The following is a 21,868-nucleotide window of genomic DNA, read 5'->3' as shown; positions in this document are numbered from 1 at the left end:
GCACCGGGCCTCGTACGCTTGACCAGGTGAGACGCAAGCCCCGGATCCCGCTCTCCCCCCTGCCGCAGCGCCACGGGGTCGACCCCGTGCGGATCAAGCTGCCGCAGGGCGGGGGCTGGGCCACCGTGCGCGAGCATCTGGTGGAGCGGCTCGCGGCGGGGGCCGGGGTGATCGACCGGATGATCGGCGAGGGGCTGATCGTCGGGGAGGACGCGCGGCCGCTGAGCGCCGACGCGGCGTATGTGCCGGGGATGTGCGTGTGGTTCCACCGGGAGCTGCCGGACGAGGAGCCGGTGCCGTTCGCGCTCGACGTGGTGTATCGCGACGAGCACATCGTCGTGGCCGACAAGCCGCACTTCCTCGCCACCACCCCGCGTGGCAGCCATGTCGCGGAGACCGCCCTCGCCCGGCTGCGGCGGGAGCTGGAGCTCCCGCCGCTGGGCGCCGCGCACCGCTTGGACCGGCTCACCGCCGGACTGGTGCTGTTCACCGTGCGGCCCGAGGAACGCGGTGCGTACCAGTCGCTGTTCCGCGACAAGCTCGTCGGCAAGGAGTACGAGGCCGTGGCCGTGTACGACGCGGAGCTGGTGCTGCCGCGTACTGTCCGCAGCCGGATCGTGAAGGAGCGCGGGGTGCTGGCCGCCCAGGAGGTGGCGGGCGAGCCCAACGCGGTCAGCCGGGTCGAGCTGCGCGAGCACCGCGACGGAGTGGGGCGCTACCGATTGACACCCAGCACCGGGCAGACCCATCAACTCCGTGTGCACATGAACGCGTTGGGCGTGCCCATCCTCGGCGATCCGCTCTACCCGGTGGTGACCGGCCCCGTGCCGGCCGGTGACTTCCGGCGTCCGCTGCAACTGCTGGCGCGGGTACTGGAGTTCACCGATCCGATCACGGGGCAGGCGCACCGGTTCGTCAGCGAGCGGGAGTTGGAGGCCTGGGCCTCGTACGACGCGTGGGCGTCCCGCGACGCGTAGGCACCCTCTGACATGCGGGCAGTCTCCGACGCATAGGCACCCTCTGACACGTAGGCGCTCTCCGACATGCAGGCGCTTTACGACAGATAGGCACCCTCTGACACACAGGTACTCTCCGACGCATAAGCACCCATGGCGCGTATGCGTCGTACGCCCCGGGGCCGCAACAGGTCCCGCCGAAGGGGCCCGCGGCCCTCGCCGCGCGGCCTCTCAGTAGCCGCGCCACCAGCGCAGGAAGCGCTGCCAGGCGCCGAGGCGGCGGGCCGGCTCCGGTGTCGACGCGGGCTGGGGGGCCACCGGCTGCGGTGCGGGCGCGACCGGCTCGGCCTGCTCCGTCGTGACCTGCCAGTTCGGCCGTTGGCGCGGCACCGCGTTGACGGCGGGACGCTGCATCACGTCCTGCGGTGGCTTCGGCGCGAACCGCACGGGCAGCTCCACCAGGTGGCGCGACGAAATCGACGACCTCCAGCGCAACTCGTGCTCCTCGCAGTCGAGTTCGGCGTCCGGCACGCGCATCAGCAGCGCGTCGACACCGACGTCGGCGATGGCACGGCCGATGTCCTGGCCCGGGCACTCGTGAGGCCCGCCGCCGAAGGCGAGGTGCGATCGGTTGCCCATCATGTTGGCGGTGAGGTCGGGGCGGACCCGCGGGTCGACGTTGCCCGGCGCCATCGCGAAGAGCAGTCCGTCGCCCTTGCGGATGCGCCGGCCGCCCAACTCCGTATCCTGCTTGGCGAAGTAGCCCAGCACGGCGCTGAACGGCGGCTCGTCCCACAGGGACTGCTCGACCGCCTGCGGCACCGTCATCTGGCCGCCGTTCAGCTGGGCGCGGAAGCGCGGGTCGGTGAGCACCATGCGCAGCACGTTGGCGATGAGGTTGGCCGTGGCCTCGTACGCGGCGAGCAGGACGAGGCGCAGATGCTGGGCGACCTCGTCGTCGGTGAGCCCGGCCGGGTGGTTGATGAGGTGGCTGGTGAAGTCGTCCTCGGGCTTGGCGCGCCGCCGGGTGGTGACCCGCGTCAGCACACTCATGACGTACTCGTTGCTGGCGATCGCGGTCTCGGTGCCCTTGAGCATGTCGCGGGCGGCCTGCACCAAGCGCTCGTTGTAGTCCTCGGGCATGCCGAGGATCTCGCAGAGCACGGCCATGGGCAGGTGCTCGGCGAACTGACTGACCAGGTCGGCCGTGCCGAGCTCGCAGAACTGGTTGACGAGGTGCTGTGTCGCGCGGTTGATGTGACGCCGCAGGCTGCGGAACTCGATGGTGGAGATGGCGCCGGTGACCGCCCCGCGCAGCCGCAGGTGCTCGTCGCCCTCGGCGTAGACGCAGATGGGCTGCCAGGCGAAGAGAGGCATCAGCGGGTTGTCGGGCTTCACCGTGCCGTCCTGGACGGCGGTCCACAGGCGGCTGTCGTGCGCGTACTGCGCCGGGCTGCTCAGCATGTGCAGGTTCTCGCCGTGGCCGAGCACCACCCAGATCGGCACGTCGTCGTGGAGCAGCGCGGGGGCGACGGCGCCGTGTTCGGCGCGGAGTTTCTCGTACAGGGCTCCCAGGTCCTCCGCCTCGGGTCCGTACAGGCGGTGCAGCCCGCCGGGACCGAGGCCATGGGCGGGGCAGCCGGGCGGCGGGCCGAGCGTGGGGTCGTCCGTACCGGTCGGGGAGTGGGATTCAGGCGTCACGGTGATCGCTCCGAAACTGAAAGGGATCCGGTTTATGGGGAGTTGGTGTATGTGTGCTGCTGTCGATACGGGAAGCTCAGGCGCGCGCCCGGGACATGGCCAGCGAGTGCAGGAAGCGCATCAGCGTCATCAGGACGTCCCGGCTGGAGGCCCTGCGGCGCGCGTCGCACTTCACGATCGGGATCTCCTCGGACAGGTCGAGCGCGGCCCGCAGGTCCTCGACCGGATAACGGGGCGCGTCCGGGAAGTCGTTTATGGCGACGACGAACGGCACACCGCGCTCCTCCAGTCGGCCGATCACGTCGAAGCTGACCTCCAGGCGGCGGGTGTCGATCAGCACGACCGCGCCGAGCGCGCCCTCGAAGAGGCCGTTCCACAGGAACCAGAAGCGCTCCTGCCCGGGCGTACCGAACAGATAGAGCACCAGCTGCTCGGTGATCGAGATGCGGCCGAAGTCCATGGCGACGGTGGTGGCCGTCTTGGTCTCGGAACCGTAGTTGTCGTCGACTCCGATGCCGGCCTGCGTCATCGTCTCTTCGGTGGTCAGCGGCCTGATCTCGCTGACGGAGCCCACCATGGTCGTCTTGCCGACCCCGAAGCCGCCCACGATCACGATCTTCACTGCCGCCTGCGCGGTGTGCGGCAGATGGTCCTCGGCGCGAGGGCCCGTGATGGTGTCAGAGCTTTTGAAGTCCATGCATCACCGCTTCGAGGAGGGAACGGTCGGGGAGCGCCCGACGGACGATCGGGGCGCGCGCCTGTACCAGTTCGGCCGCCAGCAGCTCGGTGAGCAGGACGGTCACCACGCTGAACGGCAGGTTGAGATAGGCCGAGAGCTCGGCCACGGACAGAGGGGCCTTGCAGAGCCGCAGCAGCGCCGACTGCTCCGGCTGGATGGCGGGCGGCGGCACGTCGGCGCGCGCCACGATTAACGTGACCAGGTCGATGTCGGCCCGATCTCCGCCCTCTCCCCCGCCCGTGAGGACATACAGGCGCTCGGGTTCCTTCGGGTTGTCCTGGCCCGCCGGAGCGGGAGCCGCTTTGGGAGGCTCCGGGGGTTCTTCCTTGGGGTGGCGCCGCCGGCGTTGCGGAGGAGTCATACGGTCTGCCCGTTGCGCCGCGGCGGACTCGTCAGATGGGCGCCGATCCGTACGACGAGGTCACGCATGCGGTTGCTCATCAGGCCCGGCTCCGCGGTCTGGTTGGCGAGCACCGCGAGATAGGCGTTGGGTCCCGCGGACATCAGATAGAAGTAACCGCCGTTGATCTCGATGATGACCATGCGCATCCGGCCGTCACTGCGGGGGATCTCGTTCGCGACGGCTCCGGCCAGGCTCTGCAGGCCCGCGCAGGCCGCGGCGACCCGGTCGGCGGCGTCCGGGTCACCGCCGTAGCGGGCGATGCGCAGGCCGTCGGCGGAGAGCACCACGATCTGCTGGATGCCCGGAACGCCGTCGGCGAGCTCCTTGAGCATCCAGTCGAAGTTGGCTCGCTGCTGGATCACTTGAGGTCCCCCTCGTCGTCGGCCTCGGCAGGGGCCGCCTCGTTGTTCCTGGCGAATGCGGTCGGGTCCGGATCACCCTTGAGTCCGTTCATGAACGCCTCGACCCACAGACCCGGTTCGGGTTCCTTCTCCTCCGGGACGGGCTCGGGTGACCATGCGGAGGCCGCTGCCGCCTTCGCCTCGGCAGCCTCCGCCTCGGCCTGTGCCGCCTCGGCGTACCGCTGGCTGAGCGGGACTTTGACCCGGCTGCGGCGCTGCGGCAGCCCGTTGGCCGTCCACTCGGTGACCGTGGGGACGTCGTCGTCCGTGGTCCCGCCGATCGGGGCCGGGATCCGGGGCCCGGTGGTCGGGCGGCGCTTCTTGGGCTTGCGCGCCGGACCCTCGACGCCGCCGGTGTCGACACCTGTCACGGAGGGCGCGCCGACGCCGTGCGCGAGACCGGGGGCCGGGCCCGTGGTGAGCATGTCGCGCGGCGCGATGAGGACGGCACGGACGCCGCCGTACGCGGACTGCCGCAGGGAGATCTGCATGCTGTACATCTGCGCGAGTCGGCCGACGACCGCCATGCCGAGCCGTGGGGCCTGCCCCATGACGTTCGGGTCGACGCCGGCCGCGGCCAGTCGGAGCAGCTCCTCGATCTTGCCGCGGGCCTCGTCGCTGAGGCTGACGCCGCCGTCCTCGATCTCGATGGCGACGCCGGTCTGCACCTCGATGGCGGTGACGTGCACCTTGGTGTGCGGCGGCGAGTAGCGCGTGGCGTTGTCGAGGAGCTCGGCGAGGGCGTGGATGAGCGGTTCGACGGATACGCCCTTGACGGCGACGTCGACGATGTTGTGCAGCTCGATGCGGCGGTACTCGAGGATCCGGGACATCGCGCCGCGCAGCACGCTGAACAGCGGTACGGGCTGGGGCCATTGGCGCCCGGGACGGCCGCCGCCGAGGACCGCGATGGAGTCGGCGAGACGGCCGATCAGCGCGGTGCCGTGGTCGATGCGCAGGAGGTCGTCGAAGACCTCGGGGTTGCGCCCGTGGTCCTCCTCCATCTCGCGCAGTTCATTGTTCTGCTGGTGGACGATGGCCTGGACGCGCCGCGCGATGTTGACGAAGGAGCGCTGCGCCGCGTCGCGCATCGACTCCTCGGTGTCGATGATCTTGAGCAGCGTCTTCAGCAGATCGCGCTGCGCTTCGGGGATTCCGCGGTGGTCCGGGTTGTCGCGACCCAGGGTGCGAATCACCTCTGCGGGGGAATCGCCGCCGCGCAGCTGGTCGAGCGCGGCGGGCAGGACGTTCTCGTGCAGGTACACGATGTCCTGGTCGTGGGCGGCGATGCGCTGTTCCGCGTCAGCGGTGCGTCGAGCGAGTTCGGCGCGCAGGTCGCGGGCGATGCGGCCGCGGCGTACGGCTTCGGCGCCGATCGCGATGACCAGGAGCGTCGCGATGCCGCCGCACCAGCCGACGGCGGCCCGGGCCGGGTCGGTCACGACGGCGACGGCGGCTCCGGTCGCCGCGGCCATCAGTATGGCGGGCAGCAACAGCACGCGCGCGTAGGGAAGTTCACGGCCACCGGGAGGCGATTGAACACTCACCATGTATGCCCTCTGAGACAAATCGACTGGGGGGTCGGGGAAGGTTGGGGGGAAACGGCATGGTCAAACTGAATCTTCGGAACTTTTGGGAACAAGCGCACGAATACACCTCAACTCGGTGCGCTGCGGGCGAGCTTAGTCCGACCGGATCATCGCTGTGTCATATTCCGCAAGCACCTGAAAACGCCTTCGGGACAGGAGTAGCCTCGGCCTCATTTGCACGCTGAGACCTCGTTCGCACACGGTGCGTGACGACGTACGGGCATACGAAGGCCATCCCCTGGAGGGGTGAGAACTCCGGGAACCCGGGCTCCGATTCAGGCTCGGAATCCGGCTCGGAATCCGGCTCGGTTTCGGCTCGGAACCGGCTCAGATTCCGGCGATCCGCAGCGCCGCGTCCGCCGTGGCCTCGGCGAACGCCGACACCGGCCGTTCCGGATCGGATCGGTGCACAAGGATGACCCCCTCGATCAGCCCGAACAGCAGATCCGTGCGCAGATCGAGCTCACTCTTGGCCAGCACGCCCCCCGCCGGCGTCGCGGCGAGCAACTGACGGTAGGCGTCCTTGAGTTCGGCCCGTACGGCATGGAAGCCCGCGAAGCGTTCGGTGCGCACCTCAGGCAGCAGATAAAGCCCGCCGAGGTTGTGCGGGCCACCGCAGAGCAGCTCCACATCCGTACGGCACAGCTCCCACAGTCGACTCCCCGCCGGGGCCGCGTCGTCCGCGAGGAGCTTGCGGGCGAAGGTCAGCGAAGGCGTGACCGTGGACTCCAGGAGCTCGGCGAGCAGCTCTTCCTTACCGGAGACGTAGTGGTACATGGAGGCCTGGCGCATGCCGGCCCGCTCCGCGACGGCACGGGTGGTCGTCGCCGCGTAGCCGCGTGTGGTGAACAACTCGGCGGCGGCGGCGAGCAGTTCGGCGCGCGGGGTCAGCCCGCTGTCCGGCCGCTGCGCTGCGCGCGGCCGGCCGACGCGCCGTCCACCACCGGTTCCCATGCGTTCGATCCTAGCTGCGGGTCCGCCGTGGCCGGTCGCACAGTTCCCCGCGCCCCGTCGGGGGGCACCCCCAGGCGCCGGCGTGAGGGATCGGTAACCCGACGGCAACGCACGAGACACGGCATCGACCTGACCCACCCCTAATTTCTGTCGCGCGACAGAAATAACCCGAGCCGTCAACAGCCGGAGGTCCCGCGATGGCGACAGCGACCACTTACGGAGCCCGTGACCACGCCCGATCCCAGGACGGCACCCACGCCGAGGCCATGCCCGTCGTCCCCGCCGGCGCGTGGCCCACGCCTCCCTGCGAGGCGGGCCACCTGGTATGGGCGGAGACGGTGTCGGGCGGCAACTACACGCACAGGGTGCTGGCCCGCGGCACCGAGCTGCGGCTGACCGACCTGCGCGGCGATGCGTGTGCGCACCTCCTGCTGTACGTCGCCGACCGGCCCTGGGAGCGCCTGAACGTGGCGGACACGGTCAAGGTCCAGTGGAACGCGTACCTGGGCGAGGGTCAGCTGCTCCTGTCCGACCAGGGCCGGGTGCTGGCCTCGGTGATCGCCGACACCTCCGGGCGGCACGACGCGCTGTGCGGCACCTCCACGCTCGTACGGAACACCGACCGGTACGGGGACGGGACGCCGCAGTCCCCCTCCCCGGCCGGCCGCGAGCTGTTCACACTGGCCGCCGCCAAGAACGGGCTCCAACCGCGTGATCTTCCGCCCTCGCTCTCCTTCTTCCAGGGCGTGGAGGTCCGCGACGACGGTTCGCTGGACTTCACCGGCTCGGCCGGGCCCGGCGGCAGCGTGACCCTGCGCACCGAACAGGAGGTCACCGTACTGATCGCGAACGTGCCGCACCCGGCCGATCCCCGGCCTGAGTACGTGAGCACCCCGCTGGAGGTGCTCGCGTGGCGCTCGGAGGCGACCAGGCCGGGCGACCTGCTGTGGGAGGCGACGCCCGAGGGCCGCCGCGCCTTCCTGAACACCGCCGAATTCCTTGCCGCGAGGGGGATCGCATGACCCGCACCGTTGTTCCGGCCCGGGCCGCCTGGTCGGCCGTCGTCCGCGCCGGCGAAACGCTCACCGTCACCGATCTGCACGGCAACCAGGCCGTCGACTTCCTGGTGTACGACGCCCATGACACCGCGGTCCGCTACAGCGCGCCCGACACGATCCACGCGCAGGGCAACATCTTCCTGACCACGGGCAGTGTGCTGATGTCCAACGAGCACACCCCGCTGATGACCGTCGTGGCGGACGAGGTCGGCCGGCACGACACGGTCGGCGGCGCCTGCTCCAAGGAGTCGAACACGCTGCGGTACGGACACCACACCTGGTCCCAGCACGCCTGTGTGGACAATTTCCTCGCGGAGGGTGCCAAGTACGGCCTCGGCAAACGGGATCTCGTCTCCAACATCAACTGGTACATGAACGTGCCGGTCGAGAAGGACGGCACCCTCGGCATCGTCGACGGCATCTCGGCGCCGGGGCTGCAGCTGACGCTGCGTGCCGAGCGCGACGTGATCGTGCTGGTCTCCAACTGCCCCCAGATCAACAACCCTTGCAACGGCTTCGAGCCGACCGCCGTGGAGATGGCCATCGGGGCGCCGGAATGACCTTCGACACTCTGCTCGTCGCCAACCGGGGCGAGATCGCGGTACGGATCATCCGGACGGCCCGCGAACTCGGCCTGCGCACGGTCGCCGTGTACTCCGACCCCGACCGCTCCGCACCCCATGTCCGGCTCGCCGACGAGGCGGTACGGCTGGGCCCCGCGCCCGCCAAGGAGTCGTACCTCGACGCCGACCTCGTTCTGAAGGCGGCCAAGGACACCGGTGCCGGTGCGATCCACCCCGGGTACGGCTTCCTGTCCGAGGACGCGGCGTTCGCGCGGCGCTGCGAGGACGCCGGGATCGTGTTCGTGGGGCCGACACCGCAGCAGCTGGAGCTGTTCGGCGCGAAGCACACGGCGCGAGCGGCGGCGGAGGCGGCGGGGGTGCCCCTGGCGCCGGGCACGGGGCTCCTCCCCGGCCTGCCGGAAGCTCTGGAAGCCGCCGACCGCATCGGCTATCCCGTGATGCTCAAGGCCACCGGCGGTGGCGGTGGCATCGGTATGTCGGCATGTCGCTCTGCCGATGAACTGACCGAGGCATGGGAGCGGGTGCAGCGCGTCGCCGCGGCCTCCTTCTCCTCGGCGGGGGTCTTCCTGGAGCACCTGGTCGAGCACGCTCGCCATGTCGAGGTGCAGGTCTTCGGCGACGGCCGGGGCCACGTCGTCACCTTCGGCGACCGCGACTGCTCGCTCCAGCGCCGCAACCAGAAGGTGCTGGAGGAGGCCCCGGCCCCGGGGCTGCCCGCGCGTGTGCGCGATCAACTCGCCTCGTCGGCACGCGACTTGTGTGCGTCGGTGGACTACCGCTCGGCCGGTACGGTCGAGTTCGTCTACGACGCCGCCCGCGAGGAGGCCTACTTCCTGGAGGTCAACACCCGCCTCCAGGTGGAGCATCCGGTCACCGAGGAGGTCTACGGCATCGACCTCGTCGCCTGGATGCTGCGGCTGGCGCGCGGGGAATCGGATGTCGTACGGGATCCGGGGGCGCCCCGCGGCCACGCCGTCGAGGCCCGCGTGTACGCCGAGGACCCCTCGCGCGAGCACCGGCCGAGCGCGGGCCTGTTGACGCGGGTCGAGTTCCCCGGCGGTGTCCGCGTGGACGGCTGGGTCGAGACGGGCACCGAGGTGACCACGTCCTACGATCCGATGCTCGCGAAGGTCATCGCGTACGGGTCGGACCGGGCGCACGCGCTGGAACGCCTCGACGAGGCGCTGGCCAGGACCCGGGTCGACGGCATCGAGACGAACCTGGGGCTGGTGCGGGCGGCGCTCGCGGAGGAGTCCTTCCGGGCGGCAACGCACTCGACGGCGACGCTGGCCTGGATCGCCGACCCGACGGCGCGCATCGAGGTCGTCACCGGCGGGACCCTCACCACCGTGCAGGACTGGCCCGGCCGCACCGGCTACTGGCAGGTGGGCGTGCCGCCGTGCGGCCCGATGGACGACCTGTCCTTCCGTCTCGGCAACCGCGCGCTCGGCAACCACGAGGGCGCGCCGGGACTCGAATGCACCTTGCGAGGACCGACGCTGCGGTTCACCCACGCCACGACCGTGTGCGTCACCGGTGCTCCCGCGCCGGTCACGGTGGACGGCGCGCCAGTCGCCCAGTGGGAGCCGGTGGCGGTGCCCGCCGGAGCCGTACTGGAGGTGGGCGCCCCCGCCGAGCACGGGCTGCGCACCTACGTGCTGTTCGCGGGTGGCGGCCTGGATGTGCCGGCGTTCCTCGGCAGCGCGGCCACGTTCACGCTGGGCCGGTTCGGCGGCCACGGGGGGCGGACGCTGCGGACCGGGGATGTGCTGCACGGCGGGTCGGTGACGGATCACGGGGTGCCCGTGCCCCTGGGCGACCGGCCCGTGTTCGCGTCCGCATGGCGGGTCGGCGCCCTCGAAGGCCCGCACGCCGCACCGGAGTTCTTCACCGAGGACGACATCCACGACTTCTACGCCGCCGACTGGAAGGTCCACTTCAACTCGGCGCGCACGGGTGTACGGCTGGTCGGGCCGAAGCCCCGCTGGGCGCGTACGGACGGCGGGGAGGCGGGCCTGCACCCGTCCAACATCCACGACACGCCCTACTCGGTGGGCGCGGTCGACTACACCGGCGACATGCCGGTGCTGCTCGGCCCGGACGGTCCCTCACTCGGCGGCTTCGTCTGCCCGGCAACGGTCGTCAGCACGGAGCGCTGGAAGCTCGGGCAGTTCCGCCCCGGTGACACGGTGCGCTTCGCGCCGCTCGCCGAGGACGGCTCGGCGCGGCCCGCGATCGTGGACGGCGGGGTGCTCGCACGCGACGGCGACGTGACCTTCCGCCGCAGCGGCGACGACAACCTGCTGGTCGAGTTCGGGCCCATGCAGCTGGACCTGGCCCTGCGGATGCGCGTCCAGGCGCTGATGGAGGCGGTCGCCGAGGCGGATCTCGACGGCGTCACGGACCTGACACCCGGCATTCGCTCGCTGCAGATCCAGACGGACCCGCGCCGGCTCCCGCAGCGCGCGCTCCTCGCCACGGTCAGGGCGATCGCCGCGGCGCTCCCTCCTTCCGACCAGCTGGTGGTCCCCTCCCGCACGGTCCACCTCCCGCTCTCCTGGGACGACCCGGCCACCCGCGAGGCGATCGCCCGCTACATGGCGGGTGTCCGCGACGACGCGCCCTGGTGCCCGTGGAACATCGAGTTCATCCGCCGCGTGAACGGCCTGGACTCGGTGGAGGACGTGCACCGCACGGTCTTCGACGCGGAATACCTCGTACTGGGCCTGGGCGACGTGTACCTGGGCGCGCCGGTGGCGACACCGCTGGACCCGCGCCACCGCCTGGTCACCACCAAGTACAACCCGGCGCGCACCTGGACTGCCGAGAACTCGGTCGGCATCGGCGGCGCATACCTCTGTGTCTACGGCATGGAGGGCCCCGGCGGCTACCAGTTCGTCGGCCGTACGACCCAGGTGTGGTCGGGCTGGCAGCAGCGCGGTGCCTTCGAGCTCGGCTCACCGTGGCTGCTGCGCTTCTTCGACCGCATCAAGTGGTACCCGGTGGAGCCCGAGGAGCTGTTGCAGCTGCGGGCCGACATCACCTCGGGGCGCTTCGTCCCCCGGATCGAGGAGGGAGAGTTCTCACTCGCCGAGTACGAGGCCTTCCTCGCCGAGAACGCGGACTCCATCGCGGAGTTCCGGTCCCGGCAGGGCGCCGCCTTCTCGACGGAACGGGACGCCTGGGAGGCGGCGGGCGAGTTCGCGCGGGCGGAGGCGGCGACCGCGCCCTCGGCTCCCGCGGCCGAGGTGACCGTCCCGGAGGGCGGCCATCTCGTGGAGGCCGAATTCGCCGCTTCGGTGTGGCAGCTGAACGTCCGAACGGGCGACGAGGTGACCACCGGTCAGCCCCTCCTCGCCCTGGAGGCGATGAAGATGGAGTCGAGGGTGCCTGCGCCGATGAACGGAGTGGTGAAGGAGATCCTCGCGAAGCCGGGCGACCAGGTGGAGGCGGGCACGCCACTGGTTGTGCTGGCGCCCGCGGAGCCGACGGTGCCCTGAATCCCTACCGGCGGTCTGCGGGCAGACGTTCCGCAGGACGAAGCCTGAGCACAAACGACGGTGCCCTGAATCCCCACCGGCGGTCTGCGGGCAGACATTCCGCAGGACGAAGCCTGAGTACGGACGACGGTGCCCAGAATCCTTACCGGCCGTCTGTGGGCAGACGTTCCGCAGGGCGGAACGGGTGGGCAGGGACCACCCACCGGCCCGCACCCGAACAGCAAGGAGCACCGATGTCCACTCTCACCAGAGTCACCCTGGCGTACGCCCGCATCGAGGCCACGGACCGTCCCGAAATCTGGATCGACCTTCGCCCTCGGGCGGAGGTCGAGCGGGAGGCCCGGTCCATCGACGAGCGCGTCGCCGCAGGCGAGCCCCTCCCCCTCGCCGGCAAGCTCTTCGCCGCGAAGGGCAACATCGACGTGGCGGGCCTTCCGACCACCGCCGGCTGCCCGGCCTACGCGTACACCCCGGAGGAAGACGCCCCCGTAGTCGCCCGCCTGCGCGCGGCAGGCGCGATCGTGCTGGGCACCACGAACCTGGACCAGTTCGCGACGGGCCTGGTCGGCACCCGCTCCCCCTACGGCGCCGTCCGCAACGCCCTCGACCCGACCAGGGTCAGCGGCGGCTCCAGCTCAGGATCGGCCGTGGCCACAGCCCTGGGAATCGTCGACTTCGCCCTAGGTACGGACACCGCCGGCTCGGGCCGCGTCCCCGCGGCCTTCAACGGCATCGTCGCCCTGAAGCCGACCCGCGGCCTGGTCCCGACGACCGGCGTCGTCCCGGCCTGCGCCTCGCTGGACTGCGTGACCGTGTTCGCCCGTACGCTCCCGGAGGCCGAGCAGGCCCTCGCATACATGGCGACCCCGTCCGGCCGCGACCTCCCGGCGCTCCCCCAGCGGTCCCCCGGCCCCTGGCGCGTCGCCGTGGCGCCTGCGGCACAGCTCGGAGAGCTGGACGAGGGCTGGGCGGAGGCGTACGAGGCGGCGGTGGCCCAGCTGGCGGCGGCGGGCGCGCAGGTGCGCGCCCTCGACCTCACCCCGTTCACCGAGGCCGCCGCGATGCTCTACGAGGGTGCGTTCGTCGCCGAGCGCTACACCGCCGTGGGGAGCTTTGTCGACAAGTTGATCGCCGAAGGAGGTGCGGGCCTCGACCCGACCGTCGCCGGGATCATCACCCGCGCCCGGGACATCCCGGCCCACCAGCTGTACACGGACCAGGACCGGCTGGCCGAGCTCCACACCCGGGCACTCACCCAACTCGGCGACGCGGACGCGCTGTTGCTGCCGACGACGCCGGGCCACCCCACGCTCGCCGCGGTCGCCGCCGACCCGCTGGGCGCCAACGCCCGCCTGGGCCGTTTCACCAACTCCACGAACCTCTTCGACCTGGCCGCGGTCGCCGTCCCCGGCGGCACCGTGGACGGGCTTCCCTTCGGCGTGATGCTGATCGGCCCCGCGTTCACGGACGAGCGCCTGGCCCGGATCGCCCGGCTGCTCCAGCCCCGGCTGCGGATCGCCGTCGTCGGCGCACACCTGTCGGGCCAGCCCCTCAACACCCAACTCCTCTCCCTGGGAGCGGAGTGGGAACGGACGACCACGACGGCACCCGCCTACCGTCTGCACGCCTTGTCCACCACTCCCCCCAAGCCCGGCCTGGTCCACGTGGGCACCGGCGGCAGCGCCATCGAGGCGGAGGTGTGGCGGCTGCCCGCCGAAGGCCTCGGGTGCCTGCTCGCCGACCTGCCCCGGCCGATGGCTCTGGGCCGGGTCGAACTGGCCGACGGCACACACGTACCCGGCTTCCTGTGCGAGCCCGGCGCGCTCGAAGGGGCCAAGGACATCACGGAGTACGGCGGCTGGCGCGGGTACCTCCGGGCGCGTCCCGAGCGACCGGTGCTCTAGGGACAAAAAGGGCGCGCCGCCTCCCGAACATCAAGGAGACGGCGCGCCACGAGCCCTGGATCAGCCCACCGACGAGTAGGCCACCACCCCGCGCAACAACGCGTCGACGGCCCTGCGCGCGTTCTTCGCGACCGTGGAGCCCTGGCCGCCGGAGGCAGGCGCGGCGGCCGCGATCTGGCCCAGTACGTCGATGACCTGCTTGCACCAGCGCACGAAGTCACCGGCGGGCATCTCGGCCTCGCGCAGCACCTCGTCGAGGCCCTTGCCGGAGGCCCACTCGTGCGCGGCCCAGGCGAAGCCGAGATCCGGTTCGCGCTGGCCGACGCCCTCGGTCTGGGTGATCCGGAAGTCCTCCTCCAGCGCGTCGAGGCGGCCCCAGATGCGGACCATCTCGCCGAGGGCGGCCTTGGCCTTGCCGGACGGCACCTTCGGTGCCATCGCGTCGTCGGCGACCCGCGACTCGTACACCAACGCCGAGACGCAGGCGGCGAGTTCGGCAGGGCTGAGCCCCTCCCAGACTCCGGCGCGCAGGCACTCGCTGGCGAGCAGGTCGAGTTCGCCGTAGAGCCGGGCGAGCCGCTTGCCGTGTTCGGTGACCTCGTCGCCGCGCAGGTAGTCCAGCTCGGTGAGGAGGGCGACGATCCGGTCGAAGGTGCGGGCGATGGTGTTCGTCCGGCCCTCGATGCGGCGTTCCAGCTGCGAGGTGTCGCGCAGCAGCCGGTGATAGCGCTCGGCCCAACGGGCGTGGTCCTCGCGGTCGTTGCACCCGTGGCAGGGGTGGGCCCGGATCGCCGTGCGCAGCCGGGAGATCTCGCGGTCGTCGGCGGCCTCGGACCGCTTCTTGCGGTGCCGGTCGGGGACGAAGTGCCCGGCCTTGGTGCGCAACGCGGACGCCAGGTCGCGACGCGACTGCGGCGAGCGCGGATTGAAGGACTTGGGGATCCGCATCCGGTCCAGCGCCGCGACCGGCACCGGGAAGTCCATCGAGGCCAGCCGCTTCACCTGGCGCTCGACGGTGAGCACCAGCGGGCGCGGGCCGTCGTGCTGCTCGAAGCCACGGTGGCCGTTCGACCGGCCCGCGGGCAGCCCGGGGTCCAGCACCAGCGCGAGTCCGGCGTACTTTCCGGTCGGAACATGGATCACGTCGCCGGGCTTGAGCTTCTCCAGGGCGACGGCCGCTTCGACGCGACGCTGCGACGCGCCCTGCCTCGCCAGCTCGGTCTCGCGGTCCTTGAGCTCTCGGCGCAGCCGCATGTACGCGTCGAAGTCGCCCAAGTGGCAGGTCATGGACTCCTTGTAGCCCTCGAGACCCTCCTCGTTGCGCTGCACCTGCCGGGAGATCCCGACGACCGACTTGTCGGCCTGGAACTGCGCGAAGGACGTCTCGAGCAGCTCGCGCGAGCGGTGCCGCCCGAACTGCTCGACCAGGTTCACCGCCATGTTGTACGACGGCTTGAAGCTGGAGCGCAGCGGATACGTGCGCGTGCCCGCGAGTCCCGCCAGGTGCTCGGGGCTGAAGCCGCGCTGCCACAACACGACCGCGTGGCCCTCGACATCGATGCCGCGGCGCCCGGCGCGGCCGGTCAGCTGGGTGTACTCGCCGGGGGTGATGTCGGCGTGCTGCTCGCCGTTCCACTTGACGAGCTTCTCCAACACCACCGAGCGGGCGGGCATGTTGATGCCCAGCGCGAGGGTCTCCGTCGCGAAGACGGCCTTGACCAGGCCGCGTACGAAGAGTTCCTCGACGACCTCCTTGAAGGTCGGCAACATGCCGGCATGGTGGGCCGCGATGCCGCGCTCCAGGCCCTCCAGCCACTCGTAGTAGCCCAGGACGTGCAGGTCCTCGGTCGGGATGGAGGCGGTGCGCTCCTCGACGAGTTCGCGCACCTTGGCCCGCGCCTCGTCGTCGTTCAGCCGGAGGCCCGCGTACAGGCACTGCTGGACGGCGGCCTCGCAGGCCGCGCGGCTGAAGATGAACGTGATGGCGGGCAACAGCCCTTCGGCGTCGAGCCGCTCGATGACCTCGGGGCGGCCCGGCGTCCACATGCGGGAGCGCTGTCTGCGCTCCCGCTCGCGGTCGGCCTCGCGCATGGCGCGGCCCCGTTTGCGGTCCTGGTACGACGGGCGGCTGGCCTCCATGCGCGCCATGCGCGTCAGGTCGGGATTGACGGCCTTCTTCTGGCCCTCGCCCTCCTCGAAGAGGTCGTACATCCGGCGCCCGGCCAGCACGTGCTGGAACAGCGGCACGGGCCGGTGCTCGGAGACGATCACCTGGGTGTCGCCGCGCACGGTGTCCAGCCAGTCGCCGAACTCCTCCGCGTTCGACACGGTCGCCGAGAGCGACACCAGGGTCACCGACTCCGGCAGGTGGATGATCACTTCCTCCCAGACGGCGCCGCGGAAGCGGTCGGAGAGGTAGTGCACCTCGTCCATGACCACATAGCCGAGACCGAGGAGGGTCCCCGAACCCGCATACAGCATGTTGCGCAGCACCTCGGTGGTCATCACGACCACCGGGGCTTCGGAGTTGACGCTGTTGTCGCCGGTGAGCAGGCCGACCTTGTCCGCGCCGTAACGGCGGCACAGATCGGCGTACTTCTGGTTCGAGAGTGCCTTGATCGGCGTCGTGTAGAAGCACTTCCTGCCCTGCTGGAGGGCGAGGTGGACGGCGAACTCGCCGACGACCGTCTTGCCCGAGCCGGTGGGCGCGGCCACCAGAACGCCCTTGCCCCCTTCAAGAGCTTGGCAGGCCTCGATCTGGTAGGGGTCGAGGCCGAAGTCGTACATCTCGCGGAAGGAGGCGAGCGCGGTGGCCTGCTCGACAGCGCGCTGTCGAGCTGCCGCATACCGCTCGGCCGGTGAGAGGTCCTCTGTCATCGTGCTTTCGAGACTACCGGGAGGCACTGACAACAGGACGATCAATATCGGGATCCGATGCTGTGAGACCCGGGATCCCCGCAGCTCAGGGAACCGCCACCCGCACCGCCGCCGGTATGCAGCGCGCGGTGAGCGGCAGCGGCCCGAGCGGCTCACCGTCCGCGTACCCGGTGATGCCCTGCGCGACGAGTTCGACCTTGGCGGCCCGGTGCACGGTGACCTTGGGATGGTCGAGGTGGGTGCCCTTGTAGACCCTCGGGAACACCGTGAGCAGCGTCGTGCGACTGCAGTCCCCGACGACCGTGATGTCGAACAGGCCGTCAGCGAGGTCCGCGTCCGCGCAGATCTTCATGCCGCCGCCGTACGACGATCCGTTGCCGACGGCCACGAGCGTCGCCTCGATCTCCTGGACCTCGCTGTCGTCGAGCGTGATCCGGTACGGGAAGGGCTTGAAGGCGGCCAGTTCGGCGAGCATGGCCAGGTCGTACTTGAAGCGCCCTGTGGGCCATCGCATGCGATTGCCGCGGTCGTTGACCCGGGAGTCGAAGCCGGAGGCGAGGACGGTGCCGAACCAGGTGTCGCCCACCCGCCCGAGATCGACGTCGCGCAGCCGCGCCCCCTTGAGGGCCTCGGCGATCCCCCGCCCCGCGGTCGCGGGGTCACGTACGGGCAGGCCCAGCGTCCGCGCGAAGTCGTTCCCGGTGCCGACGGCGACGAGGCCGAGCGGGGTGCGGGTCCCGGCGACGGCCTGCAGGGCCAGGTTCGCCATGCCGTCGCCGCCGACGGCGATGAGGGCGTCGGTGCCGCCCTCGACAGCGGCACGCGCGCGCGTGAGGGCGTCTTCGGCGTTCTCCCCGTAGATCGTGCGGACGGAGAATCCCGCTGCCCGAAAAGCCGAAGCGGCCGGCTGCGCCGCGTGGGCGCCCCGGCCGCGTCCCGCGGTGGGGTTGACGATGAGGGTGATCTCGCTGGTCACGGCCTGACCCTACGAGGTCCGAGCGCTCGTCAGGTCACGTCGTCATAACCGTTGACCCGGTCCGAACTCGCCTGCTCCGGCAGTGCCCGACTGGCCGACACGGTCTCGACCTCGCCGATGTCCTCCGGCGTGAGATCGAGGTCGGAGGCCTCGTCGTCGTCCGGGCCCTCGGCCTCGCGGCGCCGCTTGCGGCGGTCGTTGAGGAGCGAGAAGGCGACGGCGCCGAAGTACAGGATCCAGATGGGTCCGGCGAGCGCCAGCATGGTCAGCGGGTCGGTGCTGGGTGTGGCGACGGCCGCGAAGACCGTGATGCCCATGATCATCGCCCGCCACCAGCCGAGCATCCTCTTGCCGGTGAGGGCACCGGTGAGGTTGAGCATGACGAGGAGCAGGGGCAGCTCAAAGGACAGACCGAACACGAGGACCATGCGCGTGACGAGGTCGAGCAGGTCGTCCAGCGGCAGCAGGTTGGAGACACCCGAGGGCGTAAAGCCGATCAGCACCTTCGCCGTGGTGGGAAGCACCGAGTAGGCGAAGTAGGCGCCGGCGAGGAACAGCGGGGCGCCCGTGCCGACGAAGGCGTACGCGTACTTCCTCTCGTGCCGGTGCAGGCCGGGCGCGATGAACGCCCACAGCTGGTAGAGCCAGACCGGCGAGGCGAACACGACACCGGCCATCAGGGAGACCTTGAGCGCCAGCGTGAACGGTGTGAGCAGGCCGTTGACCGTGATCTGCGCGCACTGGCCCTTGGACGACTTCGCCAGTTCCTCGAAGGTCTTGTCGCAGCCGACCGAGTCGAGGATGGGCTTGGTGATGATGTTGATGATGTCGTTGTAGAAGAAGGCGGCCAGGACCGTGATGACGACGATGGCCAGCATCGCCTTCGCGAGCCGGTTCCGGAGCTCACGAAGATGCTCCGCGAGGGGCATGCGCCCCTCGGGATCCTTCTCCTTGTTGCGGGCAGACTTGAGCAACCCACGTTCCCATCTCGTGCGGCGGGCCGGAGGTCACCGGCCCTGCGTCAGCGCTTGGTCGTGTCCGTCGGCTCGGTGACCGGGCGCGAGCTCGTCACGTCGCCGGGGGCGGCCTGGATGGTGCGCTGCGCGGGGGGCTGCTCGTCGGTGTTCGGCGGGCCGGCCGGGGCGGGCGTGCTGCCCTCGTCCTTCATCGCCTTGGCCTCGCTCTTGAGGATGCGTGCGGACTTGCCGAGGGAGCGCGCCATGTCCGGAAGCTTCTTCGCGCCGAACAGCAGGATGATGACGACGAGGATGAGAATGATCTCGGGAGCTCCGAGCCTTCCGAACATAAGATTTACCTTCTCACCGAGGCTGCATGGTCGGGGTGCTGTCCGATCGGTCGGACATGTGTCCAACCGTCGTGTTGACAGCGATCGTAACGCTCAGGGGTAAACGCGGGGCAATCCCTGTGCGTACTCCCAGTTCGCGACCCGCGCCTCGTTCTCCAGGCCGCGACCAGCAGCGTACCTGCCGATGCCGGAAAGGTGACAGGGCGAAAGCCACTCAAAGCGCAATGCGCTCACGACTCACAGGGCATCCATGGAGCTCGCCGTACTCGCAGCCGCCCGCTCCAGATCCTCCGCGGCCCTGCTGATGCGGCGCGCGGAATCGGAAACCTGTCGGCCCAAACGCTCCGCTTCCAGAAAGACACGGACGGCGAGCACGCCGAGTACGGCGATTCCCACGAATCCCACAGCGATCGCAAACATCGGCCAGAACATGACGTCGACCCTAGAGGGTGGAGTGCAGGCGCAGGGTCCGCACCCCGCCGCCGGTGAGCAGCTCGACGATGCGCTCACCCGCCGGCTTGCGCACGGCGGCGCCGCACTCGGGGCAGGTGAAGGAGTAGAAGGTGGTACGGCTGCTGGCGCCGATGGCCAGCCGCAGAGCGCTCGCCGTGAGCTCGAAGCCGGCCCGGCAGTCGGGGCAGGCGGCCTTGAACATCACGTCGACCACCCTTCTCATCCCGGCGAAGGCCGTCACCACCGACATCTCCGGGGCACCCGACGGTGCACCGGCCTTCCCGGACGTGCCGGTCCGCTCCGGCGCACCAGACATCCCAGACATCGACGACGTGCTCAAAGGCCCTGCTCCTGCCTGTCGTACGGCCCGTCCTGATCCCCCTGCAGCCCGTCGAGCCCGTCGTAGGCGGCGAGCGCCTCGCGGGCCGCCTGCCGGGCGCTGTCAGCGAGGACCTGCGGCGACACGATCCGGCCGTCACCGCCGAGGCGCAGCGCCAACCGCCGCAGCGACGCGGGATCGGGGGTCCGCAGAGTGATACGCAACCCGCCGTCCGGCAGCTCATCCGCGCTGTCGTGCGGGTAGTACTCGGCGACCCAGCGCCCGCCCGGTCCGACCTCGACGACCACCTCGGGGTCCTCGGCGGCGGGCTGCACCAGCCCCTCGGAGAGGTCCCGCAGCTCGACCTCGGGCGGCGCGGACGGCTCGTCCAGGATGCGGATCTCCGCGACCCGGTCGAGCCGGAAGGTGCGGCGTGCCTCGGAGCGGCGGCACCAGGCCTCCACGTACGTGTGCCCGACGCTGACCAGGCGGATCGGGTCGATCTCGCGCTCGGTGAGCTCGTCCCGTGAGGGCGAGTAGTAGCGGATCCACAGCCTGCGCCGCTCGGAGATCGCCCGGTCGACGTCCGCGAAGACGCCGCCCTCGGACTCGAAGGTCACCGAAAGCCGGGAGCTGGCGCCCGCCGCCTCGCCCGAGGCGGCCTCCACCTTGGCGGTGGCACGCAGCAGCGCCTGCCGGTCGCCCTCGCGAAGGCCCGGCAGCGTGGACACCGCACGGGCGGCCACCAGCAGCGCGGTCGCCTCGTCGGCGGCGATCCTCAGGGGTTCCGCGACATCGTCCGGGTTGTGCCACCAGATCCGGTCGCCGTCGGTGTCGATGTCGAGCAGATCGCCGCCGCGGAAGCTGGTGCCGCACAGCGGCAGCACGTCGAGGTCGGAGATCAGCTCGTCCTCGGTGACCCCGAAGGCCCGGGCGACGTCACCGACGCGTGCGCCGGGGCGCTCGCGCAGATAGGTCACCAGCGAGAGCATCCGCCGGGTCTGGTCGATCGCGTTCGTGGGCCTGGCCGGTTTTCCTACCACTTTCTTACGTTCCCCTTCAGCCCTTGGCCACGGCGCGCAGCCGGTCCACGACGTCGGCCCGCAGCTCGGCGGGCTCCAGAACCACCACGTCGGGCCCGAACTCGACGAGCCAGGCGTCCAGGCCGTGCCCGTACGGAATCTCCAACTCGTCCCAGCCGTCGCCCAGTTCCCGTACGGAGACGGCCTTGGCCCGCAGCGGGTAGCCCGAGCCGGAGCGCAGCCGGATCAGCGCGGAGCGGTCGGCGATCTCCCCCGCCCAGCCGGCGACCGTCTCGCGCACGGTGACGACGTCGGGCACCTCGGCCGTGTACCGCCCCGCGCGGGTGCGGACCTTCCCGGTGATCCGGGAGAGCCTGAAGACGCGCTCGGCACCGCGGTCGCGGTCCCAGCCCGCCAGGTACCAGTGGCCGCGCCAGCACTCCAGGGCCCACGGCTCGACGTGCCGGGTCTCGGGGTGCGCCGCGGTGGCCTTGCGGTAGTCGAAGACGACGGGGCGGCGGTCGCGGCAGGCGAGCATCAGCGGCTCGAAGGCCGCCTCGTGGACGGGGATGTGCGGCTCCAGTGCGCCATGGGCCTCGTACGGGTCCACGTCCTCGGGAAGACCCGCGGCGCGCAGCTTCTGCAGGGCACCGCTCGCCGCGCCGGCGAGGCGAGCCTGCTGCCAGACCTTGGCGGCGAGACCGAGAGCGGCGGCCTCCTCGGCGTCGAGCGTGATGGGCGGCAGCCGGTTGCTGTCGCGGCGGGCGAGATAGCCGACCTCGCCGTCGAGGTTCTCCACCGTCTCGATGACCAGGCCGAGTTCGCGCAGATCGTCCTTGTCGCGCTCGAACATCCGGTTGAAGGAATCGTCCGAGCCCGCTTCCAGATAGGCCTCGATGGACTCACGCAGCTCCCGCTTGCTGAGCGGCCGTCGCGTCCCGAGCAGACACAGCGCCAGGTTCATCAGCCGCTCGGCCTTGGCAATGGCCATCGATGCCCTTCCCTATGGTGCTTCCGACCGATGACCGTACCGCTCCGGAGTGTCGCGGCAAAAGCCGAGGGCCCATGCCCGGACAGGCATGGGCCCCAGGTGATCGGGTCCGGTCAGACCCTGATCACACGGCGT

The 21,868-nt window shown here is 70.8% G+C and carries 19 protein-coding genes; 5 read left to right on the top strand and 14 right to left on the bottom strand.

Annotated features, from left to right (window positions below; genetic code table 11):
* The first annotated feature begins 26 nt into the window (after positions 1-26).
* Positions 27-977, top strand: a complete 951-nt coding sequence (locus IEY95_RS22405) for an RluA family pseudouridine synthase (protein ID WP_189187888.1) — start codon at positions 27-29, stop codon at positions 975-977.
* Between the two features lie 210 nt (positions 978-1,187).
* On the opposite strand, the gene IEY95_RS22400 is transcribed toward IEY95_RS22405, so the two are convergent.
* From IEY95_RS22400 to IEY95_RS22375, 6 genes are all read right to left on the bottom strand, one after another.
* Complete coding sequence (locus IEY95_RS22400; RefSeq protein WP_189187887.1) at positions 1,188-2,657, bottom strand: cytochrome P450; 1,470 nt, start codon at positions 2,655-2,657, stop codon at positions 1,188-1,190.
* Between the two features lie 76 nt (positions 2,658-2,733).
* Entirely contained in the window at positions 2,734-3,354 is a 621-nt protein-coding gene (locus tag IEY95_RS22395; protein WP_189187886.1) for a GTP-binding protein, read from the bottom strand.
* Positions 3,335-3,757: a DUF742 domain-containing protein gene (locus IEY95_RS22390; RefSeq protein ID WP_189187885.1), complete on the bottom strand. Its 423-nt coding sequence runs from the start codon at positions 3,755-3,757 to the stop codon at positions 3,335-3,337. Before IEY95_RS22390 ends, IEY95_RS22395 begins: the two co-directional genes overlap by 20 nt.
* On the bottom strand, positions 3,754-4,161 hold the full coding sequence (locus tag IEY95_RS22385; protein WP_189187884.1) for a roadblock/LC7 domain-containing protein: 408 nt from the start codon (positions 4,159-4,161) through the stop codon (positions 3,754-3,756). Before IEY95_RS22385 ends, IEY95_RS22390 begins: the two co-directional genes overlap by 4 nt.
* Positions 4,158-5,750 (bottom strand): ATP-binding protein, encoded by a 1,593-nt coding sequence (locus tag IEY95_RS22380; protein ID WP_189187883.1) that lies wholly within the window; start codon positions 5,748-5,750, stop codon positions 4,158-4,160. Before IEY95_RS22380 ends, IEY95_RS22385 begins: the two co-directional genes overlap by 4 nt.
* Before the next feature lie 366 nt (positions 5,751-6,116).
* The gene (locus IEY95_RS22375; protein ID WP_189187882.1) at positions 6,117-6,743 is read right to left on the bottom strand and encodes a TetR/AcrR family transcriptional regulator; all 627 of its coding nucleotides are present in this window, start codon (positions 6,741-6,743) and stop codon (positions 6,117-6,119) included.
* Between the two features lie 197 nt (positions 6,744-6,940).
* Between IEY95_RS22375 and IEY95_RS22370 the strand changes: the two genes are divergently transcribed.
* The 4 genes from IEY95_RS22370 (at position 6,941) to atzF (ending at position 13,789) form a co-directional block, all read left to right on the top strand.
* Positions 6,941-7,765, top strand: a complete 825-nt coding sequence (locus IEY95_RS22370; RefSeq protein WP_189187881.1) for an urea amidolyase associated protein UAAP1 — start codon at positions 6,941-6,943, stop codon at positions 7,763-7,765.
* The gene (locus IEY95_RS22365; RefSeq protein WP_189187880.1) at positions 7,762-8,361 is read left to right on the top strand and encodes an urea amidolyase associated protein UAAP2; all 600 of its coding nucleotides are present in this window, start codon (positions 7,762-7,764) and stop codon (positions 8,359-8,361) included. Before IEY95_RS22370 ends, IEY95_RS22365 begins: the two co-directional genes overlap by 4 nt.
* Positions 8,358-11,885 carry a 5-oxoprolinase/urea amidolyase family protein gene (locus IEY95_RS22360; RefSeq protein WP_189187879.1) on the top strand — a complete coding sequence of 1,176 codons (3,528 nt, stop codon included), beginning with the start codon at positions 8,358-8,360 and terminating at the stop codon, positions 11,883-11,885. The genes IEY95_RS22365 and IEY95_RS22360 overlap by 4 nt, the downstream gene beginning before the upstream one ends.
* A gap of 233 nt (positions 11,886-12,118) precedes the next feature.
* Positions 12,119-13,789, top strand: coding sequence for an allophanate hydrolase (gene atzF / locus IEY95_RS22355; protein WP_189187878.1), 1,671 nt, complete (start codon positions 12,119-12,121; stop codon positions 13,787-13,789).
* A gap of 60 nt (positions 13,790-13,849) precedes the next feature.
* Here atzF and IEY95_RS22350 read toward each other — a convergent pair whose 3' ends face one another.
* The 8 genes from IEY95_RS22350 to IEY95_RS22315 all read right to left on the bottom strand — a co-directional run bounded on the left by IEY95_RS22350 (position 13,850) and on the right by IEY95_RS22315 (position 21,733).
* Positions 13,850-16,711 carry a DEAD/DEAH box helicase gene (locus IEY95_RS22350; protein WP_189187877.1) on the bottom strand — a complete coding sequence of 954 codons (2,862 nt, stop codon included), beginning with the start codon at positions 16,709-16,711 and terminating at the stop codon, positions 13,850-13,852.
* Positions 16,712-16,751: 40 nt separating this feature from the next.
* Entirely contained in the window at positions 16,752-17,642 is an 891-nt protein-coding gene (locus IEY95_RS22345; protein WP_189187876.1) for a diacylglycerol kinase, read from the bottom strand.
* A 29-nt stretch (positions 17,643-17,671) separates the two neighbouring features.
* A complete protein-coding gene (gene tatC / locus IEY95_RS22340; RefSeq protein WP_189187875.1) occupies positions 17,672-18,616 on the bottom strand; it encodes a twin-arginine translocase subunit TatC in 945 nt (314 codons plus the stop codon).
* A gap of 47 nt (positions 18,617-18,663) precedes the next feature.
* Positions 18,664-18,948 carry a Sec-independent protein translocase subunit TatA gene (gene tatA / locus IEY95_RS22335; protein ID WP_189187874.1) on the bottom strand — a complete coding sequence of 95 codons (285 nt, stop codon included), beginning with the start codon at positions 18,946-18,948 and terminating at the stop codon, positions 18,664-18,666.
* 237 nt (positions 18,949-19,185) lie between these two features.
* Positions 19,186-19,380, bottom strand: coding sequence for a hypothetical protein (locus IEY95_RS22330; protein WP_189187873.1), 195 nt, complete (start codon positions 19,378-19,380; stop codon positions 19,186-19,188).
* A 10-nt stretch (positions 19,381-19,390) separates the two neighbouring features.
* Positions 19,391-19,717, bottom strand: a complete 327-nt coding sequence (locus IEY95_RS22325) for a hypothetical protein (protein WP_189187872.1) — start codon at positions 19,715-19,717, stop codon at positions 19,391-19,393.
* Positions 19,718-19,737: 20 nt separating this feature from the next.
* Entirely contained in the window at positions 19,738-20,763 is a 1,026-nt protein-coding gene (locus IEY95_RS22320) for a helix-turn-helix transcriptional regulator (RefSeq protein ID WP_189187871.1), read from the bottom strand.
* Between the two features lie 16 nt (positions 20,764-20,779).
* Complete coding sequence (locus IEY95_RS22315) at positions 20,780-21,733, bottom strand: helix-turn-helix transcriptional regulator (RefSeq protein WP_189187870.1); 954 nt, start codon at positions 21,731-21,733, stop codon at positions 20,780-20,782.
* Positions 21,734-21,868: the final 135 nt, after the last annotated feature.

The organism is Streptomyces albiflavescens (assembly GCF_014645835.1).
In the GTDB taxonomy this organism is placed as follows: domain Bacteria; phylum Actinomycetota; class Actinomycetes; order Streptomycetales; family Streptomycetaceae; genus Streptomyces; species Streptomyces albiflavescens.
Note: the sequence above shows the minus strand (reverse complement) of the source record. Positions and strands in the feature narration are given on the sequence as shown.

What these genes read in the sequence shown, in the direction of transcription:
- tatA (WP_189187874.1), bottom strand. Translation starts at nt 18,948, where the DNA reads ATGTTCGGAAGGCTCGGAGCTCCCGAGATCATTCTCATCCTCGTCGTC.
- IEY95_RS22315 (WP_189187870.1), bottom strand. Translation starts at nt 21,733, where the DNA reads ATGGCCATTGCCAAGGCCGAGCGGCTGATGAACCTGGCGCTGTGTCTG.
- IEY95_RS22375 (WP_189187882.1), bottom strand. Translation starts at nt 6,743, where the DNA reads ATGGGAACCGGTGGTGGACGGCGCGTCGGCCGGCCGCGCGCAGCGCAG.
- IEY95_RS22390 (WP_189187885.1), bottom strand. Translation starts at nt 3,757, where the DNA reads ATGACTCCTCCGCAACGCCGGCGGCGCCACCCCAAGGAAGAACCCCCG.
- IEY95_RS22370 (WP_189187881.1), top strand. Translation starts at nt 6,941, where the DNA reads ATGGCGACAGCGACCACTTACGGAGCCCGTGACCACGCCCGATCCCAG.
- IEY95_RS22365 (WP_189187880.1), top strand. Translation starts at nt 7,762, where the DNA reads ATGACCCGCACCGTTGTTCCGGCCCGGGCCGCCTGGTCGGCCGTCGTC.
- IEY95_RS22325 (WP_189187872.1), bottom strand. Translation starts at nt 19,717, where the DNA reads ATGTCTGGTGCGCCGGAGCGGACCGGCACGTCCGGGAAGGCCGGTGCA.
- atzF (WP_189187878.1), top strand. Translation starts at nt 12,119, where the DNA reads ATGTCCACTCTCACCAGAGTCACCCTGGCGTACGCCCGCATCGAGGCC.
- IEY95_RS22395 (WP_189187886.1), bottom strand. Translation starts at nt 3,354, where the DNA reads ATGGACTTCAAAAGCTCTGACACCATCACGGGCCCTCGCGCCGAGGAC.
- IEY95_RS22360 (WP_189187879.1), top strand. Translation starts at nt 8,358, where the DNA reads ATGACCTTCGACACTCTGCTCGTCGCCAACCGGGGCGAGATCGCGGTA.
- IEY95_RS22330 (WP_189187873.1), bottom strand. Translation starts at nt 19,380, where the DNA reads ATGTTCTGGCCGATGTTTGCGATCGCTGTGGGATTCGTGGGAATCGCC.
- IEY95_RS22380 (WP_189187883.1), bottom strand. Translation starts at nt 5,750, where the DNA reads ATGGTGAGTGTTCAATCGCCTCCCGGTGGCCGTGAACTTCCCTACGCG.